Origin of the sequence: Mycolicibacterium komossense, assembly GCF_025822605.1 — a bacterium.
GTDB lineage: Bacteria > Actinomycetota > Actinomycetes > Mycobacteriales > Mycobacteriaceae > Mycobacterium > Mycobacterium komossense.
In genome coordinates this window covers 1-17,236 of sequence record NZ_JACKTY010000028.1, presented here as the reverse complement: position 1 = coordinate 17,236, position 17,236 = coordinate 1, and the positions used below count along the sequence as shown (strand labels likewise).

The window sequence follows — 17,236 nt, the reverse complement described above, 5'->3', positions numbered from 1 at the left end:
CCGCACCAGCAGCGTCATCCTGTCGAGGGAGAAGGCAAGCGCTGGCGACCGTGACCGCCACCACTACGATGAGCAGCGCCTGTCAAGCACTTACCCACTCTGGCTCGAAAGGGCGATCTGTGACCTTCTCCCTGGCTTTGAACGACGATCAGATTCAGCTGCGTGACTGGGTGCATGAGTTCGCCGAGAAGGTCATCCGCCCCGCTGCGCCCGAGTGGGACGAACGCGAAGAGACGCCATGGCCGATCCTTCAGGAAGCAGCGAAGATCGGCCTCTACGGCTACGAGACGATGGTGACGTTGCGCTCGGACGAGACGGGACAGAGCTTCCCGATCCTGGCCGAGGAACTGTTCTGGGGTGACGGCGGTATCGGGCTGGCGATCCTGGGCACCGGCCTGGCCGCCGCAGGCATCGCCGCGGCGGGCACCCTCGAGCAGGTCATCGAATGGGTCCCGCAGTGCTACGGCGATGAGAACAACGTCAAGGTCGGGGCGTTCTGCTCGTCCGAGCCGGAAGCCGGTTCCGATGTCGCAAACATGCGCACCACCGCGAAATACGACGAGGCGTCCGACGAATGGGTCATCTCCGGCCAGAAAGCCTGGGTGACCAATGGCGGTATCGCCGACGTCTTGGTAGTACAGGCGGTCGTCGACGCCGACCTCGGCTCGCGCGGACAGGCCGCGTTCATCATGAAGGCCGACACACCGGGCATCGCGGCGCCGCAGAAGCTGCGCAAGCATGGCCTTCGTGCGTCGAACACCGCCGATATCTTCTTCGACGACGTCCGGGTGCCCGGCACCGCGTTGCTGGGCGGCAAGGACAAGCTGGACGAGAAGCTGGCGCGGGCACGCGAGGGACAGAAAGCCGGCGGCCAGGCGGCGATGGCCACCTTCGAACGCACCCGCCCGACGGTCGGGGCGATGGCGATCGGGGTGGCGCGGGCGGCCTACGAATACGCCCTGGAGTATGCGAAGGGTCGGGTCGTGTTCGGCCGTCCCATCATCGAGAACCAGGCCATTTCGTTCATGCTGGCGGATATCGCCACCGAGATCGATGCCGCGAGACTGCTGGTCCGCCGCGCCGCCTGGATGGGCGCGACCGGTGAACGGTTCGCGGCGGCGGAGGGCTCGATGAGCAAGCTGAAAGCAGGGCGGGTCGCCGTCTGGTCGACCGAACGCGCGATCCAGATTCTCGGTGGCGTCGGCTACACCCGCGAATACCCGGTGGAGCGAATGCACCGCGACGCCAAGATCTTCGACATCTTCGAGGGCACCGAGCAGATTCAGCAGCTCGTCATCGCCAGGTCGATCTCCGGCGTCCGGCTCGTCTGAAGCGTCACGCACCGAATGGCCGTGCTGAGAACTCCCGACGACCGCTTCGACGGGCTGCCGGGCTATCCGTTCGCGCCGAACTATCTCGCCGTCGAGACCCGCGGTATCGATCCGTTGCGGATGCACTACGTCGACGCCGGTCCGTCCGACGGACCGGCGGTTGTGCTGCTGCACGGCCAACCCACGTGGTCCTACCTGTACCGGGCGGTCATCGCGGTACTCGTCGAGTCCGGCCTTCGGGTCATCGCACCGGACCACATCGGGTTCGGCCGGTCCGACAAACTCACCGACCCCACCGACTACACGTTCCGGCGCCACATCGACTGGGTGCACTCGCTGATCGTCGGTCTCGAACTGCGCGATGTCACACTCGTGGTCCAGGACTGGGGTGGGCCGATCGGGCTGAGCGTATTGACCAGGGAACCGCAACGATTCGCGCGGGTGCTTGCCACCAACACGATTCTGCACACCTGCGATCCGGCCTTGGCCGGTGCGCTGGCCTGGCCTCACCACGGAGTAGGCGACGACCGGGTGCTGTTGCAGGAGACGCTGCTGGACTATGTGGCGTACTACCAGCGCTCCCCCGACATAGTGCCGAGCTTCTTCCTCGACGCCGTCGCCGGTCCACTGAACCCGGAGGTCCTGGCGGCCTACGACGCGCCGTTTCCCGACCGTTCGTACAAAGCGGGCCTGCGACAGTTGACCGCATTGGTGCCGCTGACCCGCAACGACCCCGGCGCCGCGATCGGCCGGGCGACGATGACAGCATTGCGACAATGGCGACGGCCATTTCTCACCGCGTATTCGGACGGCGATCCGGCGACGCGTGGCTGGGAAACCATCTTTCAGCAGCAGATCCCTGGGGCTGCCGGCCAAAACCACACGACAATTCCCGGAGCCGGCCATTTCGTCCAGGAACAACGCGGTGCGGAATTGGGCCACCTTGTCGCCGACTTCGTTCGGGCCAATTAGGCCACGCAATTCCCGCGGGGCCCTTCTCGTCAAAATGCCTACTCGAAATTGACGGTAGAGTGTTACCAGAGTGACTGCAGTGATTATTGGGTAACCGCAGTCAAACGCTACCTACGAACAGGGTCGAGGAGACGGACTGTGTCCGCCACGTGTGAGTCCACCGGCAACGGGACCCGGTTGACGGCCGTTGTCACCGGGCTGATGGCCGTCCTGATGGCATCCCTGGTCAGTGCGACCACCGGAGCGCCCGGCGCATCGGCCGCCCCGTCCTGCCCTGACATCGAGGTGGTCTTCGCCCGCGGAACCGACGAGCCGGCCGGTATCGGCCGGGTCGGGCAGGCGCTGGTCGACAGCCTCAAACCCTTGGTGAAGGGCAAGTCGATCGGCACCTACGCCGTCGACTACCCGGCCTCCTACGACTTCCTGGCCGTTGCCCAGGGCGCCAATGACGCCAGCACCCACATCCAGTCCATGGCCGCGAAGTGCCCTGACACCAAGATGGTGCTGGGCGGCTACTCCCAGGGCGCCGCGGTCATCGACGTCATCACCACCGCCCCGATCGCCGGACTGGGCTTCGCGGCGCCGATGCCGGCCGCCATCGCCGGCCACATCGCCGCGGTGGCTGTTTTCGGCAATCCCTCAGCCCGGCTGGGTCAGCCCCTGACCCGGATGAGTCAGGTGTATGGCGCCAGGACTGCCGACATGTGCAATACCGCCGACCCGATCTGCTCATTGGGCAACAACTTCGACTCACATGTGAAGTATCCCGAGTCCGGTCTGGTCAAGACCGCCGCCAAGTGGGTCGCCGACCACATCATCCCGCCGCCGCAAGATCGTGCGGCGCAAAAGGATTCGTCGAAGGCCGACAGCGCGCAGAAATCTGTCCGCGCCAAGTCTTGACTCGATCCAGAAAAGTACGACATAGTTCTACCCGTGTCTTCGGGGTCAGGTTTCGCGGATCTGCTGCGCGACGCAGCACTGCGGGTGACCCGTCCGCGGATTGCGGTGCTCGAAGCGGTTCACCTACACCCGCACGCCGACACCGAGACCCTCTTCACAGCGGTTCGTACCGATCTGCCCGACGTTTCCCGGCAGGCCGTCTACGACGTGCTCAACGCGCTGACCGCGGTCGGACTCGTACGGCGAATTCAGCCGTCGGGCTCGGTCGCCCGCTACGAATCGCGCGTCGGCGACAACCATCATCACGTCGTCTGCCGGTCCTGCGGCGTGATCGCCGATATCGACTGCGCCGTCGGCGAGGCGCCCTGCCTGACACCGTCGGACGCCGAGGGTCGCCTCGACGGCTACGTCCTGGACGAGGCCGAGGTCATCTACTGGGGCTTGTGCCCAGACTGTTCGACGTCAATCACTTCGGGATCACGCCCGTGATCACAGCCCGATTCACCACTCCCGAAAGGAAATACAGTGCCTGAGCAAACCAGTCCCCCCATCGGGGAGGCTCAGACGGAGCCAGCCGAAAGCGGTTGCCCGATGACGATCAAGCCCCCCGTCGAGGGTGGCAGCAACCGCGACTGGTGGCCCAATGCGGTCAACCTGAAGATCCTGCAGAAGAACCCCCCGGCCATCGACCCGACCGACGAGGACTACGACTACCGCGAGGCCGTCAAGTCGCTCGATTTCGAGGCCTTCGAGCGCGATTTCGACGCGCTGTTGACGGACTCGCAGGACTGGTGGCCCGCCGACTTCGGCCATTACGGTCCGCTGTTCGTCCGCATGTCGTGGCACGCCGCGGGCACCTACCGGGTGGAGGACGGCCGCGGCGGTGGCGGGCGCGGTATGCAGCGCTTCGCGCCGCTGAACAGCTGGCCCGACAACGTCAGCCTGGACAAGGCCCGCCGCCTGCTCTGGCCGCTCAAGAAGAAGTACGGCAAGCAGATCTCGTGGTCCGACCTCATCGTCTATGCCGGCAACCGGGCCCAGGAGCAGATGGGCTTCAAGACCGCCGGGTTCGCCTTCGGCCGTCCCGATTTCTGGGAGCCCGAGGAGGACATCTACTGGGGCGCCGAGCACGAGTGGCTGGGCTCCCAGGAGCGATACGCCGGTTCCGGCGGCGACCGGACCAAGCTGGAGAATCCGCTCGGTGCCAGCCACATGGGTCTGATCTACGTCAACCCTGAAGGCCCCGAGGGCAATCCGGACCCGGCGGGCTCTGCCATCGATATCCGCGAGACGTTCGGCCGGATGGCGATGAACGATATCGAGACCGCCGCACTGATCGTCGGTGGCCACACCTTCGGCAAGACCCACGGCGCCACCGACATCCAGAACGGGGTGGAGCCCGAAGCCGCCCCGCTCGAGCAGTTGGGCCTGGGCTGGAGCAACCCCGGCGTGGGCAACGAGGCCGTCAGCAGCGGTCTCGAGGTGACCTGGACCCACACCCCCACCAAGTGGGACAACTCGTTCCTGGAAATCCTCTACGGCAACGAGTGGGAGCTGACCAAGAGTCCTCAGGGCGCCAATCAGTGGAAGCCCAAGGACGGCGGCTGGGCCAACTCGGTGCCGATGGCCCAGGGCACCGGCAAGACCCACCCGTCGATGCTGACCAGCGACCTGGCTCTGCGGGTGGACCCGATCTACGAGCGGATCACCCGTCGTTGGCTGGATCACCCGGAGGAACTGGCGCAGGAATACGCCAAGGCGTGGTTCAAGCTGCTGCACCGGGACCTGGGCCCCGTCACCCGTTACCTCGGCCCGCTGGTACCGCAGGAGACCTGGCTGTGGCAGGACATCATCCCGGCAGGCACGCCGCTGTCGGATGCTGAAGTCGCCAGCCTCAAGGCAGCCATCGCCGAGTCCGGTCTGACTGTCCAACAACTGGTTTCGACCGCGTGGAAGGCGGCCTCGTCCTTCCGGTCCAGCGATCTGCGCGGCGGTGCCAACGGCGGTCGGATCCGGCTGCAGCCGCAACTCGGCTGGGAGGTCAACGAATCCGACGAGCTGGCACAGGTGATCGCCAAGCTTGAGGAGATCCAGCAGGCGTCCGGCACCGCAGTGTCGTTCGCCGACCTGGTGGTCCTCGGTGGTGTGGTCGGCCTCGAGAAGGCAATCAAGAGCGCCGGATTCGACGTCGAGGTGCCGTTCACCTCAGGTCGTGGCGACGCCACCCAGGAGCAGACCGATGTCGAGTCGTTCTCGTACCTGGAGCCCAAGGTGGATGGCTTCCGCAACTACGCAGGCAAGGGCGATTCGCTGCCGCCGGAGTACCGGTTGATCGACCGGGCGAACCTGCTGGGCCTGTCGGGGCCGGAGCTGACGGTGCTGATCGGCGGCCTCAGGGTGCTGGACGTCAACCACGGCGGCACCAAGCTGGGCGTGCTCACCGACAAGCCAGGCCAGTTGACGAACGACTACTTCGTCAACCTCACCGATATGGGCACCAAGTGGGCTCCGTCGTCGGCCGATGACGGCACCTACGTCGGCACGGACCGGGCATCGGGCGCGCAGAAGTGGACCGCCAGCCGCGTCGATCTGCTGTTCGGCTCGAACTCGCAGCTGCGGGCGCTGGCCGAGGTGTACGCCGAGGATGACTCGAAGGAGAAGTTCGTCAAGGACTTCGTCTCCGCGTGGACCAAGGTGATGGACGCCGACCGCTTCGACGTCTAGGTCGTCACAGGGACACCGCCCCGCGAGCCCGTCGGCTCGCGGGGCGTTGTTGCTGCTAGAGAGTGCGTATTCCCTGATACAGCAACACAATTCCGATCACCAGCAGGATGACTGCGGTGATAGCGGCGTGCTGGCGTTCGATCCATTCGCGGACGCGCTCCAGCGGCCGGGCCAGCCGTTCGGCGGCCACCGCGTACGCCAGCATCGGGATCAACACGGTCGACCCGGCGAGCAGGGCGTACACCGCGACGGCGAACCAACTGCCCGGCGACCCCAGAGCTGCCGTGCTGATCGCCAGGCCGGCTGCGGCATTGATCACCAGGAGCTTGGGGTTGACGAAAGTCAACACCACGCCAAGGCCGGCCGCACGCAGTGGCCCGATTCTGCCGACAGTCTTCAGGAAAGCCGGGGCTTGACCGGCCTTTCGCCGAGTGAGCCAGCGCCATCCGCCGAAGGCGATCAGCACCACGCCGATCCCGATGCGCACATAGGCCGCCCAGTGCGGCGTCGCCTGCCCGGCGCCGCCGAACGCGCGCGGCACCGCCACGAAGGCCGACGTCAGTGCGATCAACCCGGCCAGCCAGCCGAACAGGAAAGCCAGTCCGGTGGGGCGCGGACGGGCGGTGTGCAGGACCAGTAGCAGCGCCGGGATGATCGACAACGGCGATGCCGCGACCACGAGCGCCAGCGGAATCAGCTCGCCAAGCAGGGATCCCCATGCGCCCCCGGCCACGCAGACCCCTTCCTGTTAGTTAGAAGGGCTCATAGTACGTACACAGTGGAACCAGCATCTCGGCCGACGTCAGGGAACCGTGGTGGCCGATCAGGCGCGAATGGTGGGGTTCCGCTGCAGACCGGGTCACCGCTCCGTGACCGTTGGCAACCACGACGACGTCGCCGATCCGTGCGGTGACGTGTGCCGCCACCCGCGGGCCGAACCACCCGGACGCGATCACCTCGGCGCGGGTCAGCACCGTGAAATCTGCGCCGAGAACGGTGCGCCACGCCGCCGCCACCTCGTCAGCGGCCCCGGGTTCGGTGTAGACGTGCCGAGCCCGGGGTTCGCCGCCGACGGCCCGGACGCCGACCCGCAGCTCTGAGTTCGTGTCGAAGTCGACGGGCTCGGCTATCTCCACCATGCCGTGGTCGGCGGTGACGATCAGCGCCGACCCGACCGGCAGCCGCTCGGCGATCAGCCGGACCGTGAGATCGACCTGAGCGAGCTCCAGCGCCCAGGCCTCCGAATTCGGGCCGCGCACATGTCCGGTCAGGTCCAGGTCGCCGTGATAGGCGTAGACCAGCGACCGATCCCCCTGACCAAGAGCGGTGATCACCCCGTCGACGAGGTCACCGGACGAGAAGCATGGCCGAAACTCGCTGCCGCGCAACGCAGCCCGGGTGAGTCCGGACCCATCCTGATATGTCGGGGCAACCTGCGTCACCGTGACACCCTCGGCGCCGGCGCGCTCGAACGCGGTTGGAACCGGCTGAAACTGTTCAGGCACAACACCTTTGAGAAGATCCACCCTCGGGCCCTTACCGGTGAGTCGCCAGTTCAGCGGATTCATCAGCCGATCGTGGCCCGGGATCGCCAGTAGATAGCCGACGATGCCGTGTTCGCCGGCCGGGACACCGGTGCCGAGGGAGGCGAGGCTGGTCGCGGTGGTGCTGGGGAATCCGGCCGTCAGTGTCCGCTGCGGCGCGCCGTTGGTCAGCGCAGCGTTCAGAAAGGGCGCGACATCACGATGAGCGGCCAGCAGCTCAGCGCCCATCCCGTCGACCAGGAGTACGGCAACGCGACGAGCACCGTCGGTGCCCAGACCGATCCGGTCGGCCTCCCCCGCCACGCCGAGCACACCCAGTACTGAGGGGATGAGGTCAGCCAGGGCACCGTTCCCATAGCGGGGGGTGACGAATGGTGGCACGCCGCTAAGTCCGCCGCGGCAGCTGCGAACTGATCAGCGGCACCAGTCGCTGCGCCATGTAGATGTGTCCGGCGTCGGTGGGATGGACCCCGTCCGGACCGATCAGGTCAGGTCGGCCCGCGAACCAGCCGGCTGCGAGCGGGTCGAAGAACGATGCGCCGGCCCACTGCGCCTGGGACTTGAGGACATCGCGGATCTGCAGAATATCGGGGGGCGCGTCGGGGGTCGGCCATGGTGGCCCGACGACGAGCAGGTTCGCCGACGGGGCGAGCTGGCGTGCCAGCGCGAAAGCGTCGTGGGCCATCCCGGCCAGCACCGTCGGATCCACCCCCTGGTCGTTGCGGGAGCCGAAGAACACGACGAGGTTGTCGTCGGGGTGCACCACCCGGCCGGTCAGGTCCACGAAGAGGCTGCCGTGGTCGCCGCGCACGCCGTAGCCGGCACGTCCCTCGGCTGCAACGTCGGGCGAGATCTGCACCCCCTGATTGGCCAACGCGTCAAAGGCCTGGACGGTCCATCCCTTCGGGCCGACGCCACCGATGTCGGTGCCGTTGGTGTAGGAATCGCCGATCACCGCGATGTGGTACAGCGGCGACTGGCGGTTCGCCAGTCGATAGTCCGTCGCTGGTCGGGCGGCCGCGCCAATACCGGCTACCACGGCCAGTGCGATCGCCAGCGCGATCAGACGACGCATTGCCACCTCCACTGTCGTCACTGCCACTGCTCTATCTGCCAAAGCCCCCGCCGCTCGAAATCAGCCTAGGGCGGGGAACCGAGAAGTCCCGCCCAACCCGCTGGACGTCACATTGCTCGTCGCCTGCGTTCCGGTTCCTCTGCCGTGTCGGCGTGCACGGCGGTGAGCTGGGCGTCGGGCCGCACGCGGCTGGCGTCGGCCATCCTGCGCATCCAGCGGCGCGCCGGCTCCTCCACGAAATGGAACAGCAGCATGGCGGTGCCGAAAGCGATGCCGATCATCGCGAGGACGATCAGCTTCCACTGGCCGACGGTCGGGACCAGGGCGAACTGCTCCCCCAGCCAGAGCCACGCCGTGTGCACCAGCTCGTGGACCATGTAGAGGCTGAACGACACCTGCCCCAGGTAGACCATCGGCCGCAGTGCGAGTAGCCACGGCAGACTCCCCGCACCGACTGCGAGGGTCACGACGAGCGGCAGAAAGAGCACGTCGACCAGAGCGCCCGCGTCGTACAGCCAGGGCTGCGGATGCGCGTCGAACCAGTACAGGGCACCGACGGCCACCGCGACCAGCAGCACGGACAGGTAGCCGGCGCCGAGGCGAGATCGGTCGCTCAACTGCAGTTTGCGGACCGCCGCGCACGCGAGCGCACCCGCGGTGAACTGCATGATGATTCTCGGCAGCCAGCTCCACGGGGTGTAGAGGTGGCCGCTCGCCAGGAGCAGTACCAGCGGCGGCAGGGTCGCCGCGAAGGCCAGCCACATCAGGCTGCGGGCGCGGGTGACCCGGGCAACGCGGAAGATCACCAACGCGAGCCCGCCGAAGAGCAGGTAAGCCAGCCATTCCGCGCTGATCGACCACGCCGGCCCGTCCCAGCTCGTGCCATCGAAGAAGGGCTGAAACCACAGCTGGACCAGCAGTAGCTGCCGCAGATAATCGGTCGCGTTGAGGGTGCCGACGAGCTTCGACGGCACATGGCCGACATAAAGCGTGAAGATGATCCACGCGGCAGCCAAGTGCATGGTGACCAGGTAGACCGGCCACACCCGCGCCAGTCGCAGCCAGAGGAAGCGCACTGTCGCACGCGCCGACCAGGTGGGCCCCATCTTGTCCAGATAGTTCAGCGTGATGACGAAACCGCTGAGGATGAAAAACAGGTCCACTCCCTGGGCGCCGCGGTCCAGGATCGGCCTCAGCGCGGATGCCACCGACGGTGCCGCCGCCCACAGCAGCGGGCGAAAGTGAAACAGCACCACCCACATTGCCGCGACAATGCGAAGACCGGACAGGGCCTTGATCTCTCCGGTACGCAAAGCCCTCTTCCCGTGACTCCGGCCATCAGCCGGCCGGTCTGCTCGCTTCGCCGCGCCTGCACCAGCCGGCACGTTGAGCGCGAACTGGCGCCTACGAATCAGGCCTTCCCCCGGCGCCGGCGGCACTGGCACATTACCAATCAGGCTGCGGCATTGTCGCGCACGCAACGCTGTGGAGTTGCTGGTGGCGAAGCGGACCGCTCGACAGGCAACGGCCATGGCCCGCATCTGCGTGGCTAATCAGTGAATAAATCCGCATATGCGGATCAATCGGTTGTTAAGCCTCTTGGGCCGGCGCTACGATGCGGCGGTGCCGATGATCCGCGTCCGCGAGGCGGCCGAATTGCTCGGGGTCAGCGATGACACGGTCCGGCGGTGGATCGAGGACGGCAGTCTGCCGGCCAGCCAGGATGCCTCGTCGCGCAAGGTGATCGATGGCGCCGCGCTCGCCGACTTCGCCAGGACCAACGCGGCGACGGCGCCCAAGGATCCGATCGGCGTTTCCAGCTCGGCCCGGAACCGATTCGCCGGCCTAGTCACCAAGGTCACCGCCGACACGGTAATGGCACAGGTCGAAATGCAATGCGGGCCATTCACAGTCGTCTCGTTGATGAGCTCGGAAGCGGTGCGGGAGCTGAATCTCGAGCCGGGCAGTATCGCCGTTGCGGTCGTCAAGGCCACCACAGTCATCGTCGAGACCACAACCCCCCAAAAACCCTGAGAGGGGAGATCATGAGACGTTCACGAGCGATCGCGTTGGCCGGCGCCGCGGGACTGGCACTGGCATTGATGGCGGGCTGCGGCTCCAGCGGGCAGTCGTCCTCGAGCGGTACGTCCGTCGTCGGGACGTCGGCGAGTTCGGATTCCGGCGGAAAACTGATGGTGTTCGCCGCCGCCTCCCTCAAGGGCACCTTCACCGACATCAGCAAGCAGTTCGCGACGGACAACCCGGGCACATCCGTCGAATTCAACTTCGCGGGTTCGGCTGATCTGGTCACACAGCTGACGCAGGGCGCGCCCGCGGACGTCTTCGCCTCAGCCGACACCAAGAACATGGACAAGGCCGCGGCGGCCAACCTGCTGGCCGGCGATCCCGTGAACTTCGCGGCCAACACGCTCACCATCGCCGTCGCACCGGGTAATCCCAAGCACATCGCGTCCTTCAACGATCTGACCAAGCCCGACACCACCGTGGTGGTATGCGCTCCCCAGGTGCCGTGCGGGTCGGCAACGCAGAAGGTCGAGGACGCCACGGGAGTCAAGCTCGCTGCGGTCAGTGAGGAATCCTCGGTGACCGATGTGCTCAACAAGGTCACGACGGGACAGGCCGACGCCGGGCTGGTCTACGTGACCGACGCGATCAGCGCCGGCGACAAGGTCACCTCGGTGCCGTTTCCCGAATCGTCGGGCGCGGTGAACATCTATCCGATCGCCGCGCTCAAGCAGTCCACGAATGCGGCACTGGCCAAGAAGTTTATCGACTACGTGACCAGTGAAGCCGGCCAGAAGGTGTTGTCCCAGGCTGGATTCGCCAAGCCCTGATACCCGGCCTGTGCCCCCGCAACCGGCTACTGTGACACCCATGCGCACTGTGATCTCGGTGATAGCGCTCGGGTTCGGCGTACTCCTGGCCCTGTTCGGTCTGCTGTGGTTCCTGCAAGGCATCGGCGTGGTCCTGGGCAGCCCGATGAGCAACACCACCACGTGGACGGTCATCGGGCCGATCACGGTGTTGATCGGGATCGCCATCGCCGTGATCGGGTGGCGAGCCAGGAAATCCTGACAGTCCTCGGGACGCACAAGGCGCACCCGCTCGGGGTGCGCCTTGTGCGTTCCGATGGTCAGCGGCCGCTGTGCTGAACCGAGGTGTCCACCTTGGGTACGTGCACATCGGGCGTGATCTGGTCCAGCCACGAATGGTGATCGATTCCGGCGGGAACGAGGATCGAAGTCACGGCAGCCGGGGCGTCGACGACGGCCGCCTGCGCGGGCGCGGCGAGCCCGACGACCCCCGCGGCCAAGGCGCCGGCAACGACGGTGGCAAATCCGAGATTCTTCACGGTGCTTACTCCTCCTGGTTCAAGCGGATCGCGCTCGAACCCTGTTGCGGCCTGTCTGGTGGTCATTCTGGCCGGTCTGAGTGGTCCAACTCCGCTGCCGGGCGCTTTAATTCCACTGGCAGCAATTGATCGTCGGATGGCAGGGATCGAGCGGTCCGGCCCAGATCACGGCAACGGGCACTAGTCTCGGGTGCTGTGGCATCTCAGATCAGTCGTTACCGGACGATAGCGGCGGGCCCGCAGGCGATCTGGGAGGTGCTGGCCGACTTCGGCGCCCTCAGCGGATGGGCCGACAACGTGGATCACTCCAGCGTGCTGGAACACGGTCACTCCGAGGGAACTGCCACCCCGATCGGGACGGCGCGCCGCGTGCAGATCGGACGCAACACGCTCGTCGAGCGGATCACCGCTTTCACCCCGTCAACCGAACTGGCCTACGACATCACCGGATTGCCGGCATGGGTCGGACAGGTCAGCAACCGCTGGAAGCTGACGCCGACCGCCACCAACGGCACAGTCGTGACCTTGACCAGCACAGTCGACACCAGCCGCCGCCTGCCCCGGCACCTCGGAAGGGGTGTCGAGCACGTCGTGTGTCGGGTGCTGGCCAAACAGTCCGATGCGATGCTCGCCGGGCTCGCCGACAGTGTTGAGTCCCGCCGTGGCTGAGCACCTGTCGGACCGTCCCGACATCGTGATCGTGATGACCGACGAGGAGCGGGCCGTCCCGCCGTACGAGGCGCCGGAGATATTGGCCTGGCGTGACGAAATACTCTCCGGCAGAAGATGGTTCGACGAGCACGGGGTCAGCTTCCGTCGGCACTACACCGGATCGCTGGCGTGTGTGCCCAGCCGCCCGACCATCTTCACCGGCCAGTATCCCGATCTGCACGGCGTCACCCAGACCGACGGCCTCGGAAAGATGTTCGACGACTCCCGGATGCGCTGGCTGCGCAGCGGCGAGGTGCCGACGCTCGGTAACTGGTTACGCGCCGCGGGGTACGACACCCACTACGACGGCAAATGGCATATCTCCCACGCTGATCTGCCCGCCCCGACCGGTGGTGGCGCGCTCGCCACGAACGACGATGACGGCACGGTCGATGCCGCCGCGGTGCAGCGCTACCTCGACGCCGACCCGCTGGGCCCGTACGGCTTCGCCGGCTGGGTCGGCCCTGAGCCGCACGGAGCGTTGTTGGCCAACAGCGGTTTTCGGCGCGACCCGTTGATCGCCGATCGAGTGGTCGCCTGGCTGGAAGACCGCTACGCTCGACGACGGGCCGGTGACGTCGATGCCTTGCGCCCGTTCCTGCTGGTCGCCAGTTTCGTCAACCCGCACGACATCGTGCTCTTCCCCACCTGGGTGCGGAGCAGCCCGGTCGAACCGTCGCCATCGGACCCGCCGCCGGTACCCGCCGCGCCGACCGCGGACGAGGACCTGGCGACAAAGCCGGCAGCGCAGATCGCCTTCAGGGAGGCGTACTACTCCGGTTACGGTCCGGCAGCAGCGATAAACCGGACCTACGACCGCAACGCCCAGCGCTATCGCGATCTCTACTACCGCCTGCATGCCGAGGTCGACGGGCCGATCGATCGCGTCCGCCGCGCGGTCACCGAGGGAGGTTCCCACCACGCGGTGCTGGTCCGCACGGCCGATCACGGCGACCTCCTCGGCGCGCACGGCGGATTGCACCAGAAATGGTTCAACCTGTACGACGAGGCGACGCGGGTTCCGTTCGTCATCGCCCGGATCGGTGCCAACGCCACCGCGCCCCGAGTCGTCACGGCACCGACCTCGCATATCGACCTCGTCCCCACGTTGCTCGCGGCGGCCGGCGTCGACACCCGAGCGGTCGCAGCCACTCTCGCCGAGTCGTTTTCCGAGGTGCATGATCTGCCCGGCCGGGACCTCATGCCGGTGGTCGACGGTGCGCGCGCCGATGACACTCGCGCCGTGTACCTGATGACCCGCGATAACATGCTCGACGGTGACAGCCGGGCCTCGGGCCTCGCTCGCCGGTTGAAACAGACGGTGAAACCTCCTGCACCGCTGCGGATTCAGATCCCTGCTCATGTCGCGTCCAACTTCGAAGGCCTCGTCGTCCACGTCGACGAGGCGGCCGCCGCCCACGGCGCAGGCCACCTGTGGAAGCTGGTCCGCAGTTTCGACGACCCCGCGACGTGGACCGAACCCGGTGTCCGGCACCTGGCGGCGAACGGTATCGGCGGCGAGGCGTACCGGATGTCCCCGCTGGACGACCAGTGGGAACTCTACGATCTGACCACCGATCCGATCGAAGTCGACAACCGCTGGGCCGACCCCGACCTCGACGCGCTGCGGCAGCACCTCAGAACGCAGCTCAAGACAGCCCGCACCGAGTCGATTCCCGAGCGAAATGCGCCGTGGCCCTATGCGGTGCGTCGGCCGGTGACGGCCAGACGCCGAAACCAGAGGATCCGGAACGCCTGATAACAAGCCGGTTACGGCCAGCGTGGGCTACCGGCCCCATCCCAGACCTGGGCTTAGCTGGTCGGGTGAATGCGTTCCGGTACGGCGTCATGACGGTGCTGACCGCGATGCTGCCCGGCCTCCTGATGGTGGCTGGCGTGTCGGCGGTCGCTCATGCCTATTCACGCGAAGGCCTGCCGGTCGAGCAGATCGACGTGCCGTCCCCGTCGATGGGCCGCAACATCCGCATCGAGTTCCAGGGCGGTGGACCGCATGCCGTCTATCTGCTAGACGGTCTGCGGGCCCAGGACGACGCCAACGGCTGGGATATCAACACCGCTGCGTTCGAGTGGTACTACGAGTCCGGCGTATCGATGGTGATGCCGGTGGGCGGGCAGTCCAGTTTCTACACCGACTGGTACCAGCCCGCGAAGGGCAGCGCGGGGACGTTCACCTACAAGTGGGAGACCTTCCTGACCCAGGAACTCCCGATCTGGCTGGCGCAGAACAGGGGCATCGATCCGACCGGCAATGCCGTGGTCGGGCTGTCCATGTCCGGCGGTTCGGCGCTGACCCTGGCGATCTGGCATCCCAGCCAGTTCATCTTCGCCGCCTCGCTGTCCGGATTCCTCAACCCGTCACTTGGGCTGTGGCCCACGATGATCGGCCTTGCCATGAAGGATGCCGGCGGATTCAGCGCGGGGAACATGTGGGGCCCGGCCAGCGATGTGGCCTGGCGGCGCAACGATCCGATGGTCAACGTCCGCAGGCTGGTGGCCAACGGCACCGCGGTCTGGGTTTACTGCGGTACCGGCACCCCGTCGGACTTGGATTCCAGCGGTGACGCCAATGCCGGCGGGCTGTTCAGCGCCGGGTTCCTGGAGAACATCACGCTGAACACCAACAAGCAGTTCCAGGAGAGCTACCTGGCCGCCGGCGGGCGCAACGCCGTGTTCAACTTTCCGCCCAATGGCACGCACAGCTGGGGTTACTGGGGCGGTCAATTGCAGGCGATGAAGCCGGATCTGCAGCGACTGCTGGCTCCGCCGCCGCCTGCCCCACTACCTCCTGCGCCGCCGGGCTGACGGTGATCGACCCGGCCCTGCGGGACTACCCGGTGGATCCGCCACCGTTGGTCGGCGGTGTCTACCTCGACCAGAGCTGGGCCGATCTGACGTTCGTGCACTGGCCTGTGGAGCCGGAAACCGTCGAGCATCTGTTCCCGCGCTGGACCCGGCCGGATGTGTTCTGCGACGGCCTGACCTACGTCGCTTTGGTGCCATTCACCATGTCCCGCACAGCAATTGGCGGATCGGTGTTTGCACTGCCGTATTTCGGCCGGTTCCTGGAGACCAACATCCGGTTGTACTCGACCGACGATGCGGGGCGCCACGGCGTGTTGTTCTGTTCGCTGGAAACAGCACGGCTGGCGGTGGTGCCGGTGGTCCGCCTCGGGATGGGAGTGCCCTACACCTGGGCGCGGATGCGCACGACGAGATCCGGTGATCGCATCACCTATGACAGCGTGCGGCGCTGGCCCCGGCGCGGCCTGCGCAGCCACCTGACGATCGCCATCGGGGAGCCGGTGGCCCCGACTCCGCTGGAGGTGTGGCTCACCGCCCGCTGGGGCGCGCACACCCGCAAGGGCGGCCGGACGTGGTGGGTGCCGAATACGCACGGCCCATGGCCGCTGCGCAGCGCACAGGTCGTCGATCTCGCCGACGATCTGCTCTCGGCCAGCGGCGTGCGCCCGGCGGGTGACCGAATGCGCGCCCTCTACTCCCCCGGCGTGCGCACGCAGTTCGGTCGTCCCGTCGCGCTCGCCTAGAGCAGCTGCGCCGCCGTCTGGCAAATGGCGCCCTGGGTAGGACTTATAGGCTTAGACAGGCTAAGATCTCCGATATGAAAGGCGCTCTTCTTGCCGCTGTGCTCACCTCCGCCGCAGTAGTCCTGGCCCCCGCTGCGCAGGCTGATCCTGATACGGATTTCGCCAATGATCTGCACAGCTTCGGGATTTACGGTCCGCGTGACTACAACGCCTGGATCGGCAAGATCGCCTGCTGCGCAGGCTGATCCTGATACGGATTTCGCCAATGATCTGCACAGCTTCGGGATTTACGGTCCGCGTGACTACAACGCCTGGATCGGCAAGATCGCCTGCAAACGGATGTATGACGGTCTTGACGGCGACGCCTACAAGTCCGCGCACTTCATCTCCTTGCAACTGCCCAAGGGCAGCAGCACCGCGCAGGCCTGGCAGTTCCTGGGTTCCTCGATCAACTACTACTGCCCCGACAAACTGCCTGTCCTGCAGNCAGCCGCAGTCCCGCAAAGCTGAAAGGTGAGGTGAGCGCGATGCGCCGATCTGACAAGAGCAGGTTCGTTCGAGCCGGCGTCGCCGCACTGGCCGTGGCCGCTGCGATGGCCAGCGTGCCCGGCCTGGCCGCCGCCGACGCCAGCGACGACTACCCGATCCCCAACCGGATCATCAAAACCCAGTGCACCGTCGAGCAGTACATGGCCGCGGCCCGCGACGTCGAGCCGATCTATTACTCCCGGTACATGATCGACTACAACAACCGCGGCCCGGACATCGAGCAGATGGCCCGCGATCGCATCTACTGGTTCTTCTCCCTCGACGCCGCCGGTCGGCGGCAGTACTCCGAGGACACCGCCACCAACGTCTACTACGAACAGGTCGCCACCCACTGGGGTAACTGGGCCAAACTGTTCTTCAACAACAAAGGCGTCGTCGCCAACTCCACCGACGTCTGCATGAACTACCCACCCAGCGACCCCTCGGTCTGGGTCTACTCACCGACGTCTGCATGAACTACCCACCCAGCGACCCCTCGGTCTGGGTCTACT

General features: G+C 66.4%; 20 protein-coding genes. 15 read left to right on the top strand and 5 right to left on the bottom strand.

Annotated elements, in window-relative coordinates; translation table 11 throughout:
* The first annotated feature begins 119 nt into the window (after nucleotides 1-119).
* From H7J73_RS11065 to katG, 5 genes are all read left to right on the top strand, one after another.
* The gene (locus H7J73_RS11065) at nucleotides 120-1,331 is read left to right on the top strand and encodes an acyl-CoA dehydrogenase family protein (RefSeq protein ID WP_264067405.1); all 1,212 of its coding nucleotides are present in this window, start codon (nucleotides 120-122) and stop codon (nucleotides 1,329-1,331) included.
* Between the two features lie 15 nt (nucleotides 1,332-1,346).
* Entirely contained in the window at nucleotides 1,347-2,303 is a 957-nt protein-coding gene (locus tag H7J73_RS11060; protein WP_264067404.1) for a haloalkane dehalogenase, read from the top strand.
* A gap of 201 nt (nucleotides 2,304-2,504) precedes the next feature.
* Nucleotides 2,505-3,203 (top strand): cutinase family protein, encoded by a 699-nt coding sequence (locus tag H7J73_RS11055; protein ID WP_264067897.1) that lies wholly within the window; start codon nucleotides 2,505-2,507, stop codon nucleotides 3,201-3,203.
* Nucleotides 3,204-3,236: 33 nt separating this feature from the next.
* Nucleotides 3,237-3,692 (top strand): Fur family transcriptional regulator, encoded by a 456-nt coding sequence (locus tag H7J73_RS11050; RefSeq protein ID WP_264067403.1) that lies wholly within the window; start codon nucleotides 3,237-3,239, stop codon nucleotides 3,690-3,692.
* 102 nt (nucleotides 3,693-3,794) lie between these two features.
* Nucleotides 3,795-5,927, top strand: coding sequence for a catalase/peroxidase HPI (gene katG / locus H7J73_RS11045; RefSeq protein ID WP_264067402.1), 2,133 nt, complete (start codon nucleotides 3,795-3,797; stop codon nucleotides 5,925-5,927).
* Nucleotides 5,928-5,982: 55 nt separating this feature from the next.
* On the opposite strand, the gene H7J73_RS11040 is transcribed toward katG, so the two are convergent.
* From H7J73_RS11040 to H7J73_RS11025, 4 genes are all read right to left on the bottom strand, one after another.
* A complete protein-coding gene (locus H7J73_RS11040) occupies nucleotides 5,983-6,660 on the bottom strand; it encodes a GAP family protein (protein WP_264067401.1) in 678 nt (225 codons plus the stop codon).
* A gap of 19 nt (nucleotides 6,661-6,679) precedes the next feature.
* Nucleotides 6,680-7,852 (bottom strand): alkaline phosphatase family protein, encoded by a 1,173-nt coding sequence (locus H7J73_RS11035; RefSeq protein ID WP_264067400.1) that lies wholly within the window; start codon nucleotides 7,850-7,852, stop codon nucleotides 6,680-6,682.
* A 4-nt stretch (nucleotides 7,853-7,856) separates the two neighbouring features.
* Nucleotides 7,857-8,546 (bottom strand): Rv0518 family GDSL lipase, encoded by a 690-nt coding sequence (locus tag H7J73_RS11030; protein ID WP_264067896.1) that lies wholly within the window; start codon nucleotides 8,544-8,546, stop codon nucleotides 7,857-7,859.
* Nucleotides 8,547-8,653: 107 nt separating this feature from the next.
* Entirely contained in the window at nucleotides 8,654-9,859 is a 1,206-nt protein-coding gene (locus tag H7J73_RS11025) for an acyltransferase family protein (protein ID WP_264067399.1), read from the bottom strand.
* Nucleotides 9,860-10,169: 310 nt separating this feature from the next.
* On the opposite strand from H7J73_RS11025, the gene H7J73_RS11020 reads away from it, so the two are divergent.
* The 3 genes from H7J73_RS11020 to H7J73_RS11010 are packed head-to-tail and all read left to right on the top strand — an operon-like array spanning nucleotide 10,170 to nucleotide 11,642.
* Nucleotides 10,170-10,580, top strand: a complete 411-nt coding sequence (locus tag H7J73_RS11020) for a TOBE domain-containing protein (RefSeq protein WP_264067398.1) — start codon at nucleotides 10,170-10,172, stop codon at nucleotides 10,578-10,580.
* 11 nt (nucleotides 10,581-10,591) lie between these two features.
* Complete coding sequence (gene modA / locus H7J73_RS11015; RefSeq protein WP_264067397.1) at nucleotides 10,592-11,401, top strand: molybdate ABC transporter substrate-binding protein; 810 nt, start codon at nucleotides 10,592-10,594, stop codon at nucleotides 11,399-11,401.
* Nucleotides 11,402-11,441: 40 nt separating this feature from the next.
* A complete protein-coding gene (locus tag H7J73_RS11010; RefSeq protein WP_264067396.1) occupies nucleotides 11,442-11,642 on the top strand; it encodes a hypothetical protein in 201 nt (66 codons plus the stop codon).
* Nucleotides 11,643-11,700: 58 nt separating this feature from the next.
* Here H7J73_RS11010 and H7J73_RS11005 read toward each other — a convergent pair whose 3' ends face one another.
* Complete coding sequence (locus H7J73_RS11005; protein ID WP_264067395.1) at nucleotides 11,701-11,919, bottom strand: hypothetical protein; 219 nt, start codon at nucleotides 11,917-11,919, stop codon at nucleotides 11,701-11,703.
* A gap of 195 nt (nucleotides 11,920-12,114) precedes the next feature.
* On the opposite strand from H7J73_RS11005, the gene H7J73_RS11000 reads away from it, so the two are divergent.
* The 7 genes from H7J73_RS11000 to H7J73_RS10970 all read left to right on the top strand — a co-directional run bounded on the left by H7J73_RS11000 (nucleotide 12,115) and on the right by H7J73_RS10970 (nucleotide 17,200).
* Nucleotides 12,115-12,588 (top strand): SRPBCC family protein, encoded by a 474-nt coding sequence (locus tag H7J73_RS11000; protein ID WP_264067393.1) that lies wholly within the window; start codon nucleotides 12,115-12,117, stop codon nucleotides 12,586-12,588.
* A 4-nt stretch (nucleotides 12,589-12,592) separates the two neighbouring features.
* Nucleotides 12,593-14,389: a sulfatase-like hydrolase/transferase gene (locus H7J73_RS10995; RefSeq protein ID WP_264067895.1), complete on the top strand. Its 1,797-nt coding sequence runs from the start codon at nucleotides 12,593-12,595 to the stop codon at nucleotides 14,387-14,389.
* A 65-nt stretch (nucleotides 14,390-14,454) separates the two neighbouring features.
* A complete protein-coding gene (locus tag H7J73_RS10990) occupies nucleotides 14,455-15,453 on the top strand; it encodes an esterase family protein (protein WP_435405466.1) in 999 nt (332 codons plus the stop codon).
* 5 nt (nucleotides 15,454-15,458) lie between these two features.
* Nucleotides 15,459-16,196 (top strand): YqjF family protein, encoded by a 738-nt coding sequence (locus H7J73_RS10985; protein ID WP_435405482.1) that lies wholly within the window; start codon nucleotides 15,459-15,461, stop codon nucleotides 16,194-16,196.
* 74 nt (nucleotides 16,197-16,270) lie between these two features.
* Entirely contained in the window at nucleotides 16,271-16,441 is a 171-nt protein-coding gene (locus H7J73_RS10980) for a hypothetical protein (RefSeq protein WP_264067391.1), read from the top strand.
* Complete coding sequence (locus tag H7J73_RS10975) at nucleotides 16,362-16,706, top strand: DUF732 domain-containing protein (protein WP_276031156.1); 345 nt, start codon at nucleotides 16,362-16,364, stop codon at nucleotides 16,704-16,706. Before H7J73_RS10980 ends, H7J73_RS10975 begins: the two co-directional genes overlap by 80 nt.
* 83 nt (nucleotides 16,707-16,789) lie before the next feature.
* A complete protein-coding gene (locus H7J73_RS10970; protein ID WP_435405481.1) occupies nucleotides 16,790-17,200 on the top strand; it encodes a DUF5078 domain-containing protein in 411 nt (136 codons plus the stop codon).
* The last annotated feature ends 36 nt before the right edge of the window (nucleotides 17,201-17,236 follow it).